Origin of the sequence: Streptococcus sp. 1621, assembly GCF_013276615.1 — a bacterium.
Taxonomy (GTDB): Bacteria; Bacillota; Bacilli; order Lactobacillales; family Streptococcaceae; genus Streptococcus.
The window spans coordinates 19,416-38,226 of record NZ_VMLJ01000001.1; the positions used below are offsets into that span (position 1 = coordinate 19,416).

12 protein-coding genes are annotated in these 18,811 nt (G+C 39.3%); all 12 read right to left on the reverse strand.

The genetic code is table 11. The features are described 5' to 3' along the window. Nucleotides 1–112 precede the first annotated feature (112 nt). The 12 genes from HT697_RS10185 to HT697_RS00150 all read right to left on the reverse strand — a co-directional run bounded on the left by HT697_RS10185 (nt 113) and on the right by HT697_RS00150 (nt 18,804). A complete protein-coding gene (locus HT697_RS10185) occupies nt 113–6,247 on the reverse strand; it encodes a ZmpA/ZmpB/ZmpC family metallo-endopeptidase (protein WP_240149757.1) in 6,135 nt (2,044 codons plus the stop codon). Nucleotides 6,248–6,430: 183 nt separating this feature from the next. Further along, entirely contained in the window at nt 6,431–9,223 is a 2,793-nt protein-coding gene (gene ileS, locus HT697_RS00100; protein WP_173261585.1) for an isoleucine--tRNA ligase, read from the reverse strand. Nucleotides 9,224–9,475: 252 nt separating this feature from the next. Further along, nucleotides 9,476–10,357 carry a DivIVA domain-containing protein gene (locus tag HT697_RS00105; protein WP_345789520.1) on the reverse strand — a complete coding sequence of 294 codons (882 nt, stop codon included), beginning with the start codon at nt 10,355–10,357 and terminating at the stop codon, nt 9,476–9,478. Nucleotides 10,358–10,365: 8 nt separating this feature from the next. After that, nucleotides 10,366–11,151, reverse strand: coding sequence for an RNA-binding protein (locus HT697_RS00110; RefSeq protein WP_173261589.1), 786 nt, complete (start codon nt 11,149–11,151; stop codon nt 10,366–10,368). Then, nucleotides 11,148–11,411 (reverse strand): YggT family protein, encoded by a 264-nt coding sequence (locus tag HT697_RS00115; protein ID WP_000576512.1) that lies wholly within the window; start codon nt 11,409–11,411, stop codon nt 11,148–11,150. Before HT697_RS00115 ends, HT697_RS00110 begins: the two co-directional genes overlap by 4 nt. Beyond that, on the reverse strand, nt 11,411–11,950 hold the full coding sequence (locus tag HT697_RS00120; protein ID WP_173261592.1) for a cell division protein SepF: 540 nt from the start codon (nt 11,948–11,950) through the stop codon (nt 11,411–11,413). Before HT697_RS00120 ends, HT697_RS00115 begins: the two co-directional genes overlap by 1 nt. Before the next feature lie 9 nt (nt 11,951–11,959). Next, entirely contained in the window at nt 11,960–12,631 is a 672-nt protein-coding gene (locus HT697_RS00125; protein ID WP_173261597.1) for a YggS family pyridoxal phosphate-dependent enzyme, read from the reverse strand. Between the two features lie 4 nt (nt 12,632–12,635). Continuing rightward, nucleotides 12,636–13,895 carry a cell division protein FtsZ gene (gene ftsZ, locus HT697_RS00130; RefSeq protein WP_000144272.1) on the reverse strand — a complete coding sequence of 420 codons (1,260 nt, stop codon included), beginning with the start codon at nt 13,893–13,895 and terminating at the stop codon, nt 12,636–12,638. 16 nt (nt 13,896–13,911) lie between these two features. Further along, nucleotides 13,912–15,285 (reverse strand): cell division protein FtsA, encoded by a 1,374-nt coding sequence (gene ftsA, locus HT697_RS00135; RefSeq protein WP_173261600.1) that lies wholly within the window; start codon nt 15,283–15,285, stop codon nt 13,912–13,914. A gap of 218 nt (nt 15,286–15,503) precedes the next feature. Beyond that, nucleotides 15,504–16,208, reverse strand: coding sequence for a TIGR02206 family membrane protein (locus HT697_RS00140; protein ID WP_173261603.1), 705 nt, complete (start codon nt 16,206–16,208; stop codon nt 15,504–15,506). Between the two features lie 97 nt (nt 16,209–16,305). After that, nucleotides 16,306–17,676: a UDP-N-acetylmuramoyl-tripeptide--D-alanyl-D-alanine ligase gene (gene murF, locus HT697_RS00145; RefSeq protein ID WP_173261606.1), complete on the reverse strand. Its 1,371-nt coding sequence runs from the start codon at nt 17,674–17,676 to the stop codon at nt 16,306–16,308. A gap of 84 nt (nt 17,677–17,760) precedes the next feature. Beyond that, a complete protein-coding gene (locus tag HT697_RS00150; protein ID WP_173261609.1) occupies nt 17,761–18,804 on the reverse strand; it encodes a D-alanine--D-alanine ligase in 1,044 nt (347 codons plus the stop codon). Nucleotides 18,805–18,811: the final 7 nt, after the last annotated feature.

An 18,811-nucleotide genomic window follows, 5' to 3' on the forward strand; every position in this document is an offset into this window, starting at 1 on the left:
TCCCCTCGTTTATCTATTCTATTTTACACAATTTTTCACAAAAAAGCTAGTCAAAACCAAAAAGGAAAGAGTTTCACACATGAAGAAACGAAACCTATCTTCATGTGCTACTCTAATTAGTAAATTTATTTTCCTCATCAAAAATTGAACTTCTAAAATCATCAGTTTTATCTAGATAAGCTTTGAAAATAGCTTTTTTAAGTTTGTAAACTTTACTGCTTTCTTTTGGATATAATATTGAAGCATAATTAGTAGCATCCGCCTGAACCGCTTCTTTAATTATATTTCTTAACTTAGCAATACTATCAATAGTTATCGTCTCTTGACGTCCCCAATTATTAGGATTTATAAAGCTAATATTTGTTAAGTTATTAAATTTATTTTCTCGTTCTTTATACATAGCTTTTTTAAAATCAGCCCAAGATGAATACTGGTTATTAAATATCTTATTAAGCACTAATTTATCAGTTACCAATCCTACTTCTTTACCGTATGAATTAATTTTACTTCCATTAGCTTTCGCTTCATTTTCATATTGGTTAGAAATATATGGTACCATACCTTCTTTATATCCTTTTGCAGCTAATAGTTCAAATGCCATACGACGAGCCATTAAATCACCCGGAGTCCCTTTATCACTACTTAAGGCAGAATATATTGGCGAGAAAAGATTGATTGTGTAGTATCCATTTCGTTTATACTCACCTTCATCAATATACCCTCTTCTTGTGATTATATCGTTTTCTATTAAACTATTGAAAGAGGTTAACTTATTAAGCTCATCAGGTTTTAATCTACGGACTACATTCGTTGCATAAACATCATTTCCATCAGGATCAGGTTTATACTCATTCTCTATTTTCCTTAATAGCTCACCTTTCTCATTGGCACCTAAGTTAACTACTGCTTCTCCTTCTAATTTTTCAAGTGTATAAACTAAATCGAATAAGTTATGCATATATTTACGCAAGTCTTCTGCATTATTAAATCGTTGAGTTGGATTTTTCACTTGTAGTCTATTAGCATTTTCCGCTTCATCATATTTCAATACAGAGTTTATCGTGATTGTTGCATCATCTGGATGATCGGGAGCTTGTAATAATCCTTTTGCATAAAACTCTGGTCCAAGCCCATTTCTTCTTCCATATCCTCCAAGATAAATTTCTCTATCTGAGTTGTGTGTCATTTCATGAGTATATGTTACTGCGCCAGCCTTATCAAGCATACGATAAGCCATATAGTAGAACGCATCTCCCGTAGCATATGCTCCGTGTCCATTATGAACAACATTATTCCCCGCAGGACCGAAGAAATGTTTTATTGCTGGATGATCAGTTTCAAAATCTGCTTGACTAGTATTTTTATCTTTATCATTACCAAATCTAAAAGAATCATATACCAAAATACTTCTAAACAATTTATCTTTTTCTTTCGTATCTAGTATTTTGTACCAATAATCATAATGATCTCTAAATCGTTTAGCCGCTTCTTGTGCATTATCTTCTACAAATTTGTTTAACTTTTCTCCCTTAGGATATTCTGAACTTCTATATCTGTCATAGGCTCCAAATCCTATAGTTGAAATATTCGCTATCATAAACACTGATTTTTCAGGTAGTGTTAATAACGGTAACACCATACTTTGATATTTCCAAGAAGGGCTAGTTAATCTATCATATACTCCAATAGAATACTTCGTCCCTTCCTTAGATTGTTTTTCGCTTACTTCAGGAATTGTAGATTTTTCTTCTACTATATAAGCTTTAGATTGTTCTTTAAACCATTCGTTATTTGTTTTATTCGGCACTAAAACTTTTCTATATTTTTCCAATGCCTCAAATAAACTCTTAGTTCCATAATTTTTTGATAATAATACATTATAAGTAATTACATTATTTTTAGCTAATAAATTGTTAAATCCTGATTTACCTAGCTCAATAACATTATCTAATGCAGAACTATTAGATTTACCAAAGAAATCTAAATGATATAATACTAAATCTTTTGTACTTGCATTATCATATTTAAAATTATACCAACGTTCAAGATATGTTAAACCTAAAAGCAACGCCTCTTTATTATTCTTAATTTTTTCTACTACATAATTATCTATTATCGAATTATTATTTTCAGCTATTGCCGCATCTGCAGAAAGAAGTTTTGATAAAGTATCTTCAATATTTGCTTTTGTTTTATCGAACTGTTCATCTAGATATAATTCTGTTAATTTTATATCATTAGAAATATCTAATACTTTTCTAACATCAGCTGAATTATATTGAACAGATTTCAGATCATTTAAAACAGATTTTACAATATTATTGTAATTATGTAATAACGTATTAGGTGTGTATATTAATTTTGTATTAGTTATTTCGTATTCTGCTACTTTAGAGAAATCTTGTAGATATTTTATATCTAATGTTTGAGAAGTATTATCTGAATAATGTAGTAACAACTTATTAATACTAGCTTTATGTTTATTAATATCAGAAATTACTTCTTTGTCATGCATTGAAACTACAGACACAAGATCCTTAGTATATAAAGCATTATTAGTATCCACTAAATTACCATACTTAACAATAGTCTCTCTGTTATAAAATGGCAGTAATTTTTCTATATTTTTATACACCCTTAACCTAGAAACATCAACATCTTTTAATTTACTATAATCCGTTCCATATTTAGAAGAGAAATTAAAGTCCTCAGTTTTAATATTATTTTTAGGAACAAGTTGAGCTTTTTTCACATTAATCTCATCCGCTTCTAGCACAGTTCCTCTTTGCTCTTCAGAATCTTTACTAAGTACTTCGTCATCTACTTGAACTACTTTTACCACCTTATTATTTTTATTACTATAAGTGTTAGTTGCTTTTATACCATTAAAATCATAACCAGCAATAGCATTACCGTTAGTAACATTGACATCGCTTAATACATCAGATAGTCGACCTGAATTTTCAACTTCACCTGAATTATCCCAAAGATTACCTACAACTCCTCCTACTTTACCAAAAGGCTTCACATTGTTAAGATTTCCTTCAACGTAACTATTACTAATTCTAGCACTTCTATCAACAACCCCAGCTATACCACCAACTGTTTGGTCCCCTTGATTAGCGTTTGTCGCCATATCGATAGATGAAATTGAGTTTTCTATTAAAGCACCAACACCTGAAAGTTTGCCAACTAAACCACCTATTTGATAAGTAGCATTTGTATTATAAGTATTTGTTATTCTACCTGTAAAACTACTATTAGAAATTGTAGAGTCAGTTACTTTTGAAACCAAACCACCAATGCTACGCTCACCAGCAATTACACCTGATGAATGAACATTTGTAATTGTAGTACCATTATTCGCCTCTTTCGCTATTGTAGCAGCATCTTCTTTCAAAGAAACATTAGCTTCTTTTATTGAAAGATCTTGAATAGCAGCATGATTTAAAACTTTAAATAACGGTTTTTTCAAGTTATATATAGCATAGTTCTTATCATTGTTTGTACCTATTAATGTACCACTAAATTCTTGATTTATATAACTTTCTTGACCATCCGAAAGTTCTACTTCACGAGCATCCATAGTTGCTCCTAAACGAAACGTACCATGTAAATTTCTATTCATTGCTTCTACTAGATTTTTAAATGATGTATAAACTTCGTTTTCACTATTAATAGTTTTTGGTAAATAATAAGTATAATTTTCTACAGTACTATCATTTTCATGTTGAATTAAATCATTTGCTCGACCAACAATTTTATATACTTCTTGATTATCTCTTCTGACACTTGTAATACTTGAGACAGGTAACATCACATCTTTAAACTTCTCTGATTTTACTTTCATAAAGTAGTTACTAGGATTATTTGGAACCGTATCAAATGAGGTTACATGTCGATATTTATTATTTTCTACTGTAAACAATTCCACATTTGAAATATTTCTAAGTTCTAGTTTCTTGTCGACTTGTTTTTCTTCTGCTTTTGGTGCTGATTCTTCTTTTCCTGTAGATGTTCCTTCTGTTGACGCTGTTGGGTCTGATCCTACTTGTACAGCTGGTTCATCACCCTGTGGTTTTTCTGAATCTGAATTAGATGATTCTGAGTTTTCGTTCACAGTCGAAGCTTCAGTATTTTGTGAATTTGTTTCTTCTTTATTGCCTTCTGTTACTGAAGGTGATGACTCTGAATTACCTGAATCATTTGTAGCATCTACAGATGGAATAGTTGAAGTTTCTGACGTTGGTTCGGATTTATTTTCTTCTCCAGCTGGTTGTGTAGCTGGTGCCCCACCTTCAGAGACAGTTTCTGAAGCCGGCTGTTCTTCTGTAACTGTTGTATCCCCTGCAGATGAATCTTCTTCTTTCGACTCTGATTCTGATGGTACTTCTGAAGCTGGGGTTGCCGCCTCTGGCTCTTCCGCTTTTGGTGCTGTTGCTGTTTCCGTAGTTGCAAGTTCTTCAGCTTCCGATGTTGAATCTGTTTCTGCTTCTACAGCTGGCTGCGTAGCTGTTGACTCCCCTTCAGAAGCAGTTGATGAAGATTCAGTTGAAGAAACTGAATCCTCCGCTTTACCTTCTTCTCCTGATTCTTTTGGTGCTGGGGTTGCTTCTGCTATTATTCCTGGTTCTTCAGCTTCTTCCGTTGCTTCGGCTTTACCTTCTTCTCCTGCTGGTGTTGATTCCACAGTTGCAGATGTTCCTGGTTCTGCTGACTCTTCTGCTTTTGCTTCTTTTTCTGTTGCTTCTGGTGTTGTTACCGCTTCTTCTTTAGACTCAGCTGACGGTGTATTTGTTGCGCTATCTTGTTTTCCTGTCTCCTCAACAGAGGTTTCTTCTGCATTGCCTACTTCACTTGAAGTTGTAGCCTCTGTAGCTGCTTCTGTTGAAGCTGGGGTTTCTGGTTTTGATGGTGCTGGAGTTTCTTCTGCTGGTTGACTTTGTTCTCCTGAAGTTGTAGCCTCTGCCACTGGTGCTTCTGAAACTTCTGCTTTTGGTGTTGTTCCTGAAGCTTCTTCTGTTGAACCTAGAGTCGCTTCTGAACTTCCTTCCGCTGCTGGTGCACCTGTTGTAGCTACTTCTGAACCTGTTCCTGCTTCTTCAGTTTCTTTTACTTCATTTCCTGCTGTTGTTCCTGCTTCTTTTGGAGCTGGTTTCGCTGCCTCGGACTCTGTTACTTTTGGTTCCGGTGCTTCTGTTGCACCTGGTTGTTCTTCTTTATTTTCTGGAGTTGTAGGTGCTTCTGTTTTTGGTTCAGCCAATTCTGCTGACTCTGTTCCTGTTTCTCCTTCTGAAACTGTTCCTTCAGGTGTATCTTCTTTTGGAGTTGTAGGTGCTTCTGTTCCTGATTCTTCAGTTTCTTTTCCTGTTACTCCTGGAGTTACTTCTGAAGCCCCTTCTGTTCTTCCTGAAGCTCCATTTGCCACTAATTCTGTTGAATCTGGTGCTGATTCTGCTGTTCCTGTAAATGTTCCTTCAGGTGTTGATTCTGCTTCTTTAGGCTCAGCTGGTTTTTCTACCTCTGGCGCTGATTCTGTTGGTGCTGGAGACACTGGTTTTTCTGCTTTTGGCGTTGTTACAGTTGGCTCTTCTGCTTTTTGTGCTACTGGAGCTTCTGTTTCTTCTTTAACTTCTGGGCTTGTCTCTGCTGGTGCTTCTGAATCAGGTTCTTCATCCGATTCTTCCGCTCTTTCCACTACTGGTGCTGATACAGGCTGATAAACTGGGCTATAGTTCACAGTCATTTTTTCAACTTTCTCAGTGACATCTGTTAATTCAAAGGTAACAGCTTTTGTTTCCTGATCTTTCTTGAGCAAGACTTCGTAAGTGCGAACTTCGCCACTTGCACCACTTTCTTTGATGACAATCTTGTGTTTTGTGACTGTATCTGAAACCGTTTCAGCTTCAGTAAAGTACAATTCATTGTGTGGTAAGAATAAATTCTTACCTGAAGCTTGATTCATTTCTTGGAGTACATCTACCGGGATATTGCTTGCTTCGCTGATAACACTTAATGTATCTCCCCACTTAATGACATACTTAAATAAATCACCTTCTTTTTGAAGGTCAGCTTTCACTTCCTCAACTGTTCTGGCTACCCAGATACCATCTTGTTCACTGGCTGACACAGTTGGAGCTAAAAAGCCCAGACCTAGCAAAATCACACCTGTCGCAACAATTGCACCAGTTCTCAATTTTCTAAAGCCACGGAGGGACAAGCTTCCTCTAACATTTGTTTGTCTCATAATGTTTATTTTTCCTCACTAGTTTAAGAAATCGCAAGAAAAACAATCTTGCGATTTTAGCATACTTACTTTCTCCTAGTATTAGCAAAACCAATTCTCATCAAACTTTAGCATCTCACAAGAGAGATTATAAACTTGGAATAACTGATTTTTATATACTAGACGCATAGAAACTTTTCAACCTTATTTCTCTTCAAATCCTTCTGCGACTGCGTCCGCAAAGTTTTCTTCTACGATACTTGCACAGTGGTCACAGATGACTGCCTGGTAGCTGCGTTCTGCTGTTGTTGGGTCGATACGACGGCAACGGTCACATACTTGGCCTGCAGCGCGTTCAACAGTGAAGGCTACATCTTCGAAGCTAACGGCAGCTTCTGGAGCTGGCCCTTCTGCGATGGTCAAGTCTGACACGATCAAAAGTTGAGCTACATTGCTGTTTACTGCTTCAAGTAGAGTTTTCACAACTTCGTTTGGATAAACTGTCAAGTGAGCTTCAAGTGATTTACCGATAACTTTTGCATTACGTGCTTCTTCCAAGGCTTTTTGAGCTTGTCCACGGAAGTCCATGAAGGCAGCCCATGTATCCAAGATTTCTTCTTGATTAGCAAATGTCTCTGCTTCTGGCAATTCTGACAATTGAACGAAGTCTTCTGCTTCAAACTCAAGGTATGACCAGATTTCCTCTGCTGTGTGAGGAAGGATTGGAGTCAAGAGTTTCGTGATTTTCACAAGAATGTCATAGAAAACAGTCTGCATCTGACGGCGTTCCAGTGATTTAGCACCTTCGATGTAAACAACATCTTTGGCAAAATCAAGGTAGAAGGCTGACAAATCAACGTTGATAAAGTTCACCAAGGCCTTGTAGATTGTCAAGAATTCAAAGTCCGCATAGGCATCACGAATGGTCTTGACAAGCTGGTTAAAGCGAATCGTCATGTACTTATCAACTGAACGAAGTTCATCGTAAGCGACTACATCTTGAGCTGGGTTAAAGTCAGATGTATTGGCAATCAAGAAACGAAGAGTGTTACGAATCTTACGGTAAGTTTCAGAGACTTGGCTCAAGATATCCATAGAGATACGCACGTCATTGCTTGAGTCAACACTTGTTACCCAGAGACGCAAGATTTCAGCACCAAATTGTTTTTCAACATCGCTTGGAGCAATAGTATTTCCAAGAGATTTAGACATCTTCTCACCTTTACCGTCAAGGGCAAAACCTTGTGACAAGATTTGTTTGTAAGGTGCTACACCATGGTTGGCAACAGATGTGATGAGTGATGAGTTGAACCAACCACGGTATTGGTCAGAACCTTCTAGGTAAAGGTCTGCTGGGTAAGTCAACTCAGGACGGTTTACAACCACTCCATTCCATGATGAACCTGAGTCAAACCAAACGTCCATGATATCTGTTTCTTTCTTGAATTCACCATTTGGTGAACCTGGATGAGTAAATCCTTCTGGTAAGAGGTCTTTGGCATCACGTTCCCACCAAATGCTTGAACCATGTTCCTCAAAGAGTTGAGCCACGTGTTCAATCGTTTCAGCAGTCATAATCGCTGTACCGTCTTCAGCGTAGAAGATAGGAAGTGGAACACCCCAAGCACGTTGACGAGAGATAACCCAGTCGCCACGGTCACGGATCATGTTGTAAAGACGGACTTTACCCCATTCTGAGTGGAATTTCACTTTTTCAATTTCATCCAAGATTTCTTGGCGGAATTTAGAAACTGAGGCAAACCATTGTGGAACTGCACGCCAGATGATTGGTTTCTTCGTACGCCAGTCAAATGGATATGAGTGAGAGATTTCTTCTTGGGCAAGAAGGAGGTTGCCAAGTTTCTCGATAACAGTTGGAACCACCTTTTCATAGAATTGACCTTCAAACTCAGGACCAGCATTCTTCATCATGATACCACGCTCGTCAACAGTGACTGCAACTTCAAGACCATTAGCAATACCAACATTGTAGTCGTCCTCACCAAAACCAGGGGCTGTATGGACAATACCAGTACCAGAGTCAGTGGTAACGTGGTCACCAAGGATAACGAGCTCATCTACAGCTGTATCCCATGGGTGTTCTGTTACGATGTGGTTCAATTCTTGACCACGGTAAGTTGCCAACACTTGAACATCAGCCCAACCAAATTTCTCAGACAAGCTAGTCAATAATTCTGCAGCAACGACAAACTTACGAGTTTCACCAGCAGGTTGAACTAAAACGTAATCAATATCTGCTCCAACCGTCAAACCACGAGAAGCTGTGATGGTAAATGGAGTTGTTGTCCAGACTACGATATAAGTATCTGTATCTAGAACACCTTTGCCATCTTTTACCTTGTTGGCATAGTAAAGGGAAGTTGAAACCAAGTCATGATATTCAATCTCTGCTTCAGCAAGGGCTGACTCAGATGACCAAGACCAGTAAACTGGCTTGGCACCACGGTAGATATAACCTTTATTAGCCATCTCACCAAATACACGGATTTGGGCTGCTTCATAATCAGGAGTCAAAGTCACATATGGATTTTCCCAGTCACCAGAAACACCCAAACGTTTAAAGTCTTCACGTTGTTTATCTACTTGAGAAAGAGCATATTCACGGCAAAGTTTCAAGTACTCAACCAAGTCCATTTCTTTACGTTTGACACCTTGTTTTGCCAAAACTTGCTCGATTGGCAGACCATGAGTGTCCCAACCCGGGATAAATGGTGCGTAAAAACCTGACATAGATTTTGAACGAACAATGATATCTTTTGAAATCTTGTTCATCGCATGTCCAACGTGGATATTTCCGTTAGCGTATGGAGGGCCATCATGCAAGGTGAAATGAGGTTTTCCTTGGTTCAATTCTTGACGACGTTGATAAAGTTTTGCATCTTCCCATTCCTTTTGCCAAACTGGCTCTTTGGTAGGAAGGCCTGCACGCATTGGGAAAGCTGTTTTCCCAAGATTAAGAGTATCTTTGAGTTTCATGGTATCTCCTTTATAAATAATAACAAATTAAAAACCACGACTGCCAAAAAGGACGAAAATCGTGGTACCACCTTTATTCGGAAAAAGATTTAGTCTTTCTCCCTCTTATCCCGTAACGTGGGGAACGTCAAATCTTACTCCATTCAGACTTGAGTTTTTGAGAGGATAATCTTATCGTTAGGGAATGCAGGACTCACACCATCTCCTGCTCGCTGGAAATATAAGGATAAGATATTGTTCTCAGAATATTTCTTATAAAATTGTAACAGATTCTTGCGGTGCTTCAAATCCTGGTGCTGAATCAAACGTTTCTGTAGCTGGTGTTGGAGCCGAAGGATGTACTGGAGCTACTTCTGGTTCTTCGTACATTGGACCAACTGGATGAGCAGGCTCTTCTTCCATTTGAGGACTCACTACAGGAGTTGGATTTTCCACTTCCTGTTTAGCCTGAGCTTCAAATTCAGCCAATTCTTTATTGGCTGCCTCAATACGAGCTTGTAACTCTGCCATTTCTGCTTGAGAGAACTGACGTGTCATATCAATTGGTTCTTCCTCAATTGGAGCTGGAATCGGTTCTCCAAGTACTTCGCTAACCACTTCTTTAAAAGCTTCATCACTGGTTTGAAGATAAGTAGCTGTTGGACGGAGAATATCTTCCCAATCTGAAGATTCAACAATAGCTAACTGGCTCTCAATTGTAGATTTAAGACGTTGGTGGAAGACACGGCTCTTGTTCTTCAATTCTTCGGTTTCAACAGCAACTTTCTTAGCATTGTCTGTTGCTTGACGAAGAATCTCGTTTGCCTTATATTTAGCTTCTTCCAACAAGCGTTGCGCATCTTGTTCTGCTTGGTGAACGATATTGTTTGAACGTTCATGTGCCGCTTGTTTCACTCGCTCAGCTGTGTCTTGGGCAATCAATACAGACTGGCTCAATGAATCTTTCATTTCGTCAAAGTAAGACAAACGCTCTTCTAAACTCTTAATACGCAAATCTTTATCATGATTCGCACGAACAAGATCTTCGTAATCACGAACCACAATATCTAAAAATTCATCGACTTCTTCTGGATCAAAACCTCTGAATCGAGTTCCAAAGGTTTTGTCCTTTATTTCTAATGATGTAATTGGCATTCTATTCCTCACTTACTTAATAATAACTGGACGGTTATTTTTTTCTTCTCTTTTTTTGTTTGTCCCTTATCTTGAAGCAATCTCAAGCGCCCAAATTTTCTCACACTAATCAAGTCTCCGACTTGAACAGTGTAATCTGATTTGTCTACCACATGATAATTTACTTGGACAAGTTTCTTTTCAATCAACTGGTTTGCTTGATTCCTAGATAGTTTCAAAACATTTGATAAAAGAACATCTAATCGAAAACTAGACACAGATAAATCCAGCTCTCGGTACTGCTCTATCTTATCTATTTTCTCGGTGAAAGGACGTTCCTCCAGCGAAACGGGTATACGGCCAATTTTCTTTAATCCATCTTGAAAGAGAAGAAGAAATTGCTGATTGACCATAATCTGCGCCCGTTCTTCATCTACTAGGATATCTCCAAAAAGTTTCCGTTTAATCCCTAATTGATTGATGACTGTCCCTAAAATCTTAGCATGCGTTAAGTGTTCAAATTTATTGGAATACACTATTTCCTGGAGAGATATTTCAAAATCTGAAAACTCTGGCTGGAAATAATCTGGGTATAATAAAACTCGAACATACTCACTCGAGACGAATTCCCCACTACTGCTACAAGCAAGACCATAAGTTTTGGCCAAAATCTTTAATAGCTTCTCCTGATGAGGGTTGATAAAAGGAGTTAAAAAAGGAGCATAGCTATCTTCTACCTTCTTTATCCATTCCATTCCCTTGTCAAGAAATGGACGATCTTCTATGGAGAAATGCTGGTAAATCCCTTTATTCATCCTATCATCGCCAGAAAACGGACTAGGTTTTCTCCTAAAAATCGAATCAAAACAATCGCAACCCAAACAGATAAATCAAGACCTGCTATCTGTAAAGGCAGGCGTTGCAAGGGAGCAAGAACTGGTTTTACCAACGCTACAATCCAACGACCTAAACTTGATTCATAGGCACCTGGAAACCAAGACATGACAGCAAAGGCCACCAAAATCAGGGAGTAAATATCCACTGCATTATAAATCATACGAATTAAAAAAATCATTATCGTACTCTATTTCGCTTCATATCAAAACCAAACTCACCATTTTGTTCTTCATCTGGTAAACGAATATCTTCTACATTGACAATAACATTCACTGGTGTCAACAGATACATGGTAGAAGCTACCTTTTTCAAATTTCCAGCTAAAACATGGCAAGCCCCATCCAAATAGTCCAAACAACGACGGGCCTGCACTTCTGTCATATATTGAAAATCAATCAAGATACTTTCGTTTCCTGCCAATAAATCAACAATTTCTGTTGCATCTTCATATTTTCTAGGATAACGAACATCTATAATTACCTTATCAGTTGAACGCTGGCTCTGATTTGCCAATTCCTGTTGTCTTGCATGCAGTCTGGTGATATTGTTCTCCTTTGTTCCAGCTGATTGTGGAGTTTGAGTGATTGGGAGAGCCGGTTCCTGTGAAGAATTTACTGGAGTAAACACAGGCTCATCTCTTTTTTCATAAGGGAGACTTGAATCCTCATCCTCCGTAAAATAATCTATAAATCTATCGAATCTATCTTTTAAAGACATGGTTCTCTCCTACTTAAAAAATGATGTACCTATACGAACAAAGGTGGAACCGAATTGAATCGCTTCTTTATAATCACGACTCATTCCCATACTTAACTCTGTCATAGGCATATTTGGAATTTGTTTTTCTTGGATTTCTTTTTGTAAATCTTGGGTTGCCTTGAAAATCTCTTTCAACTGCTCACTGCTAGCTTCAAAGGGTGCCATCGTCATCAAACCAACATATTCAATCTTATCTAGTCTGGCTAACTCTGGCAAGATTTCCAGCAGTTCCTCTCTCGAAAAACCGTGTTTGCTTTCTTCTTTAGAAATATTTACTTGAAGGAAACACTTGATAACTCGGTCACTTCTTTTTTGAATTTCCTCTGCTAGCTTGACGGAATCCAAGGCATGGAAATAATCGACAAATTGTATGACCTCTTTCACCTTACGTCTTTGCAAGGTACCAATCAAATGCCAAGTCACATCTCGATCTTTTAAAGCTTCATATTTTTCCAGAAACTTATCGACACGATTTTCACCGATATGATGAACACCTAGCGGAAGCAAGGCTTCCGCTGTCGGTACATCTACATACTTGGTAACTGCAATGACAGAGACTGAACCACTCTCTCGATGAGCACTCAGACTAGCCTCTGCAACTTCTCGAAAAACAAGTTCTGTATTTTCTTTTACATTCATTTACTTAACGATTTTTGAAAAATGGAGGTGTATCCAATTCATCTTCATCTTGTGATGTTGGGGCTTCAAAGCGTTCAACTGGAGAAACGACTGAATCTGTTGTACGAACAATCGATTCACGGCGAAGATCCCAATCACCAAAAGCAGATGCTTGAGTTGGTTCCAAACGACGTGGATTTTGTTTTGGCAATTCAGCTGTTTCTGCCATATCAAAATGACGATCAAAGCCATGTGAATGAGCTGGTTTCACTGTCTCACGGTAGTTAGTAGTCGGTCTAGCTTGTGGAGCCACAACCTTTTCTACGCGGTCTTGACGAACACCCGTTGCGACAACTGTTACACGAATTTCATCACGCATACTTTCATCAATTGAAGTACCGAGCCAGATGTTCACTCCTTGACCTGCCGCCTGGTTCACAATTTGTGAAGCCTCTTCTGCCTCAATCAAGGTTAAGTCAAGACCACCAGTTACGTTGACGATAACATCCTCAGCACCGTCAATTGTTGTTTCAAGAAGTGGAGAGTAAATTGCCTTACGCGCCGCTTCTACCACACGTTCTTCTCCACTACCGATACCAATCCCCATAAGAGCATTCCCTTTATTTGCCATAACTGTTTTCACATCGGCAAAGTCAAGGTTAATCAATCCTGGATTGGTAATCAAATCGGTAATTCCTTGAACACCTTGACGAAGAACGTTATCCGCTTCGCTAAGAGCCTCCAAGAGCGGTGTTTTCTTATCAACAATTTCAAGCAAGTTGTTGTTTGAGATAATCAATAGAGTGTCTACATGCTCACGCAGTTGATTGATTCCTTCTACAGCAAATTGTCCACGTTTGCTTCCTTCAAAACCAAACGGACGTGTTACAACACCAACTGTAAGAGCACCTAAATCTTTAGCGATACGAGCAATAACAGGAGCAGCTCCAGTTCCAGAACCTCCTCCCATACCAGCAGTGATGAAGACCATATCTGCACCACTGATAGCTTCCGTCAGTGTTTCTTCGCTTTCTTCAGCAGCTTTACGACCAACCTCAGGTTGACCTCCTGCACCCAAACCACGAGTCAATTTAGGCCCCAACTGAATAACAGTCTCAGCTTTTGTACTACTCAATGCTTGTACATCTGTGTTTGCTGCGATAAATTCTACGCCTGTAACACCTTCGTCGACCATACGGTTGATGGCATTGCCACCACCTCCACCGACACCAATTACTTTAATCACTGCACCTTGAGCAGCAGCTGTATCAAATGAAAATGTCATAATTTATTTTTCCTCTTTATTCGTCAAACATGCTTCCGATCAAGCCACGGAAACGATCTGCTAATTTCGGTTTATTTTGTGAAGCTTGTTGGAAATCCGCCATTGGTTCTGTAGGAGCCACCGGCTCTACTTCTGGAGCAGGAGCTTGTTGAACAGGCGTTGATTGTACAAACTGAGCTGTCTTTTGCAGCATCCCACCAAAACTAATTGGCTGATGACTTAAATCATTCTCACCTTTTATCGCTCTCTGAGCCAAAAGATTAACTTCTGTTAATTGACCCGCAAATTCTGATAAACTAATCACATGCGCAAAGGCTGGATTACGGATACCAACTTGATTTGGAACATAAAGCTTGACACGGACGCCAAAGACTTCCTGAGCAAGTTCAACCATACCTGGTAAAATGGCATTCCCACCGATTAAGACAATACCACCAGGGAGCTCCAATAGACGTCTTCTATCTAATTCTTGCTTGATTTGTTCAAGGATGTGCTTGATTCGTGCAGAAATAATTTCTGACAAGTAGGCTTCCGTCACTTCGACTGCTTCTACTTCTCCAATAACTTCTACTTGGAAGGTTTCTTTGCTTGCAAGAGGCGGATAGGCTTCCCCGTAATTCAGTTTCAAACCTTCTGCTAATTTGCGAGAAGTTTTCAAGACTTTAGAGATATCCTTAGTTACATAATCTCCGCCTTCTTGGAGAATATTGGTAAACTGGAGTTCTTGGTTACGGATTGTAGCGACAGTCGTTTGACCTGCCCCCATATCAATCACTGTAGCACCAAATTCACGTTCACCTTCATTCAAAACTGATTGAACCATTGCTAGTGGTGAAATGATAATATTTTCAACCTGAACACCTGCACGCTCAACCGTCTTACGCAAATTGTGCAAGATAGTACGAGGACCTGTATAAAGCAAGCCACGCATTTCAAGGCGAACCCCCATCATGCCACGTGGGTCACGAATCCCTTGGAAACCATCCACAATAAATTCTTCAGGAATAAAGGTAATGACTTCACGGTCAGGTGTCATACTCTTTGTCAAAGCTGATTTGACAACATTTTCAACATCTTGATCCGTAATTTCCTTGGTATCAGATGTTACTGGAATCATCCCTTGAGTTGGTTCGACCTGCAAAAGATTACCAGGCAAGCCGACATTCACTGATTTAATCGAAATGCCTGCCTTTTCTTCTGCTTGGGAAATAGCTGATTTGATAGCAGTTGCTGCTGCATCAATATCAACAATAATTCCATCCTTTACACCTTTACTTTTGGCATTACTCACGCCAATTACATTTAATTCACCATTTCTCTTCTCGGCTACAAGCACCTTGACAGAGCTTGTTCCAATATCTAGACCTGTAAAAAAGCCTTCTCTAGCCATTACATCGCATCCTCTCTATCTTCCAAGTTTCGCACTTCGTATTATTCCATAGCTAAACCTAGGCATAGCTATTCACAGAATATTATAACACAAAAATTTTAATCGTGCTTGCTTTTTTCCTAAATTTCCCAGCCAATTTTTGAGTTTGTCTATTCAGAAATTTTTATTTTATAAGCTGCTTGTAAAAACTCTCTAAGACAAAAAAAGAAAGCTCTGTGTTAAGCTTTCTTTGCGATCATTTTTTCTTCTTCTTGTTCTAAAAATAATTCCAAGATTTTCTTTGTCAATGTAATCGCTGCTGCCAGGGCCAGGGAAACGATTAAATAATTAGCTACTAAGCCATGGTCCCCAACCAATGGTGGTTTTGTCAGGAATCCGTAATCTCCACCTGTCACCAAATTAACTACAAAAATCAAGGCATTTAGGGCAAAGGTCATGAGAAAAATCCCCTTCACATCCAGCAATCGCGCATTATACTGTCTCAATAGATAAACTAGAGAGTTCCCCAAGAGTGCTAAATGCCCAAAAATAAAGGATAAAATAGTGATATGGGGGAAAGGATAGGCATCTGACACTGGATAAACAAAGGCTGCTAATGTCCCAAATGTTCCTAGTAATGCAAAATACTGCCTATATTTGGACTGACCAGGAAGCAAAAGTACCACAAACATGGCCATACGGCAATGGTAAAAGGGTAAGCTTTCTGATAGTGGCATATGATTGACCCAGTACCAACCATAAAGTAGGATTAACTGAACGGCCTGTAAAATCTGGAAAAATCGTTGGTAGGCCTTCTTTTCACGATAACGATAGGCTGTATAAAAGGTCAAAGCCAAGAGTGTAAATATACTGACATACCAAAAAAGGTCAAATTGGGGTGGCTCTGTGGCTTGGGTCGTAAAGAAAATATCCCATAAATTCATCTAGTCTTCCTCATGATTCAAAATTTTCCTGCATTTTATTATACCATGCTACTTAAAAAAAATGAATTTAGAAATACGTAAATGTTTGGCAAAATCACTAGCATTCATTTTCTAAACTTTCTACCAGTTTGGCTAGATTCATAGAATTGGAGCCTTTGAGTAGGATTTGGTCGTGGGCTCCAAGGCTTTCTTTGACCTGCTTGACTAGGTCTTCAAATTGGTCTTGATCTTCTGTTTTTTTGAAGTAGTAAACGTGGCCGATTGGGAACATTTGACTAGCCAATTGGGCTAATTCAGCAATATCTTCTCCATAGAAAATCACGGTATCAAGCACATCTGGCGAGAGGCTCAAAATCATCTGGTTATGGAGTTGAACTGACTGGTTACCCAGTTCCTTCATGTCCGCTAAAACCGCAATTTTCTTGCCCCCTTCATTGGCTGGAATGGCAGAAAAAGTCTCCAAAATTAACTTCATAGCAGTTGGATTGGCATTATATACGTCAGACAGGATATCTGCTCCATTTGCTGCTTTCTTCCACTCGGTACGGTTACGCGTCAATTCAAGATTTTGGAAGGCCTGACGAATTTGCTCCTCTGAAACCTCTTCTTGTAGGGCAACATAGGACGCAATCATAGCATTGGTGGCATTGTACTTGCCAGTTACCGGCAAGTCAAGGGCTTGTTCCAAGAAATTAGCCTTAAAGGTCAGACTATCCTTACGTTCTACCAGGTCGGTAATTTCCAACTCAGCTCCTTGCCCAAAACGGACCACCTTTTTATCAGCTGGCAAGTAGGCCTCTACAATAGGGTCAGCTGGCGCTAAAAGCAAGGAACCAGCTGCCATCCCGTCTGCAATTTGCATTTTTCCTTTGGCAATCTCAGAACGGTCTTTGAAAAAGGCCAAATGGGCTTCTCCAACCAAGGTCACGATGGCTGTTTTTGGACGAGCCAATTCAGACAAGAGATGAATATCTCCCAAGTGATCCTGTCCCATCTCCAAGACCAACTTTTCTGTCCCTTCAGGCATATGGAGAACTGTGTAGGGAAGACCAATCTCGTTGTTGTAGTTTCCTTGTGTTTTGTAGGTTTTGTAGGTTGTTGATAGCAAATGCGCCAACATATCCTTGGTCGTCGTCTTACCATTTGAACCTGTAACTGCAGAGACATCAACAGCCGTTTTCTCAAGATAATAGGCTGCTAGTTTTTGAAAGGCAGTCAACACGTCGTCTACTAGAATGTAGGGATGATTTACAAGCTCTTTCTCAGACAGGGTTACAGCAGCACCATTTTCAAAGGCTGTTTCGATAAAGTCATGGCCATCACGCGCACCTTTGAGGGGCACAAACAAGTCCCCTTCCTCAATCAAACGACTGTCAAACTCAGCATTTTCTAACTGGATGTCCTCAAAGATGCTGACATCATTTTTCGCTCCAACAGCTTGGGCAACTTCGTGGATAGTTAATTTCATTTCTACTCCTTTAAAAAGGGTCGAAGCCCGAGAACTCTGATCACCTTGCAGTGATGGTTCTGGCTTCTACCCTCTCTTTCATTTTTATAGCAAATGCGCTTCGCGCTTGTCAAAACTTTCCTTGGCAAGGTCAACCAGTCGCTCAATTAGGTCTGGGTAGCTGATTCCCATATTGTCCCAAAGAAGTGGATACATAGACCACTGGGTAAAACCTGGCATAGTATTGAGCTCGTTTAGGAAAATCTCTCCCTTGTCTGTATAGAAGAAATCGCAACGAGATAGACCTAGACCACCAATGGCACGGAAGGCCGTTTCTGCATTTTGACGCATGACAGCTATCACATCATCACTGATTTTAGCTGGGATATCCATGGTAATCTTGTTGTCAATATACTTGGCATCGTAGTCGTAGAAGGCAACATCCTTGACAACTTCTCCTGGCAGCGTGCTTTTGACATCGTAGTTTCCCAAGAGTCCAACCTCGATTTCACGGGCATTGACCCCTTGCTCTACCAAAACACGACTGTCATATTGGAAGGCAAGTTTCAAGGCTTGACGGAGTTCTTCTTGATTTTCAGATTTAGAAATACCGACACTTGAACCCATATTTGACGGCTTAGTGAAGACTGGATAAGTCAATTTTTCTTCCACTTCAGCGATTTTAGAAGTCATATCATCACCTTCAACGATAGCCACATAAGGAACTTGAGCAATGCCAGCAGATTCTAACACACGCTTGGTCGTGATTTTGTCCATGGCAAGACTAGATGACAATATGTTACAACCAACATAAGGCATTTTCAAAACTTCGAGGAAGCCTTGAACAGAACCATCTTCTCCCATCGGACCGTGAAGAACTGGAAAGACAACTGCCCCTTCTTCATAGATAGCACTTGGAGCAATTTTCTTATCCCAATCAATAGTTTCATTGGTCATGAGACGGTCCTCTTGACCTGGAGTCTGACTAAATTCCTGCGTTTTGATAAAGTCACCTGACTGACTGATAAAGAAAGTCTTAACTGTGAAACGATCGTAGTTGACCGCACGCATGACACTCTCAGCTGAAAGGACAGAGACTTCACGCTCTGCACTACGCCCACCATATAAAAGAATAATCGTTTGTTTCATATTATTT

Coding starts and splice junctions, on each gene's coding strand:
- HT697_RS00125 (WP_173261597.1), bottom strand. CDS start 12,631: ATGAATGTAAAAGAAAATACAGAACTTGTTTTTCGAGAAGTTGCAGAG.
- HT697_RS00140 (WP_173261603.1), bottom strand. CDS start 16,208: ATGAATTTATGGGATATTTTCTTTACGACCCAAGCCACAGAGCCACCC.
- ftsA (WP_173261600.1), bottom strand. CDS start 15,285: ATGGCTAGAGAAGGCTTTTTTACAGGTCTAGATATTGGAACAAGCTCT.
- HT697_RS00105 (WP_345789520.1), bottom strand. CDS start 10,357: ATGCCAATTACATCATTAGAAATAAAGGACAAAACCTTTGGAACTCGA.
- ftsZ (WP_000144272.1), bottom strand. CDS start 13,895: ATGACATTTTCATTTGATACAGCTGCTGCTCAAGGTGCAGTGATTAAA.
- HT697_RS00110 (WP_173261589.1), bottom strand. CDS start 11,151: ATGAATAAAGGGATTTACCAGCATTTCTCCATAGAAGATCGTCCATTT.
- HT697_RS10185 (WP_240149757.1), bottom strand. CDS start 6,247: ATGAGACAAACAAATGTTAGAGGAAGCTTGTCCCTCCGTGGCTTTAGA.
- HT697_RS00120 (WP_173261592.1), bottom strand. CDS start 11,950: ATGTCTTTAAAAGATAGATTCGATAGATTTATAGATTATTTTACGGAG.
- HT697_RS00150 (WP_173261609.1), bottom strand. CDS start 18,804: ATGAAACAAACGATTATTCTTTTATATGGTGGGCGTAGTGCAGAGCGT.
- HT697_RS00115 (WP_000576512.1), bottom strand. CDS start 11,411: ATGATTTTTTTAATTCGTATGATTTATAATGCAGTGGATATTTACTCC.
- ileS (WP_173261585.1), bottom strand. CDS start 9,223: ATGAAACTCAAAGATACTCTTAATCTTGGGAAAACAGCTTTCCCAATG.
- murF (WP_173261606.1), bottom strand. CDS start 17,676: ATGAAATTAACTATCCACGAAGTTGCCCAAGCTGTTGGAGCGAAAAAT.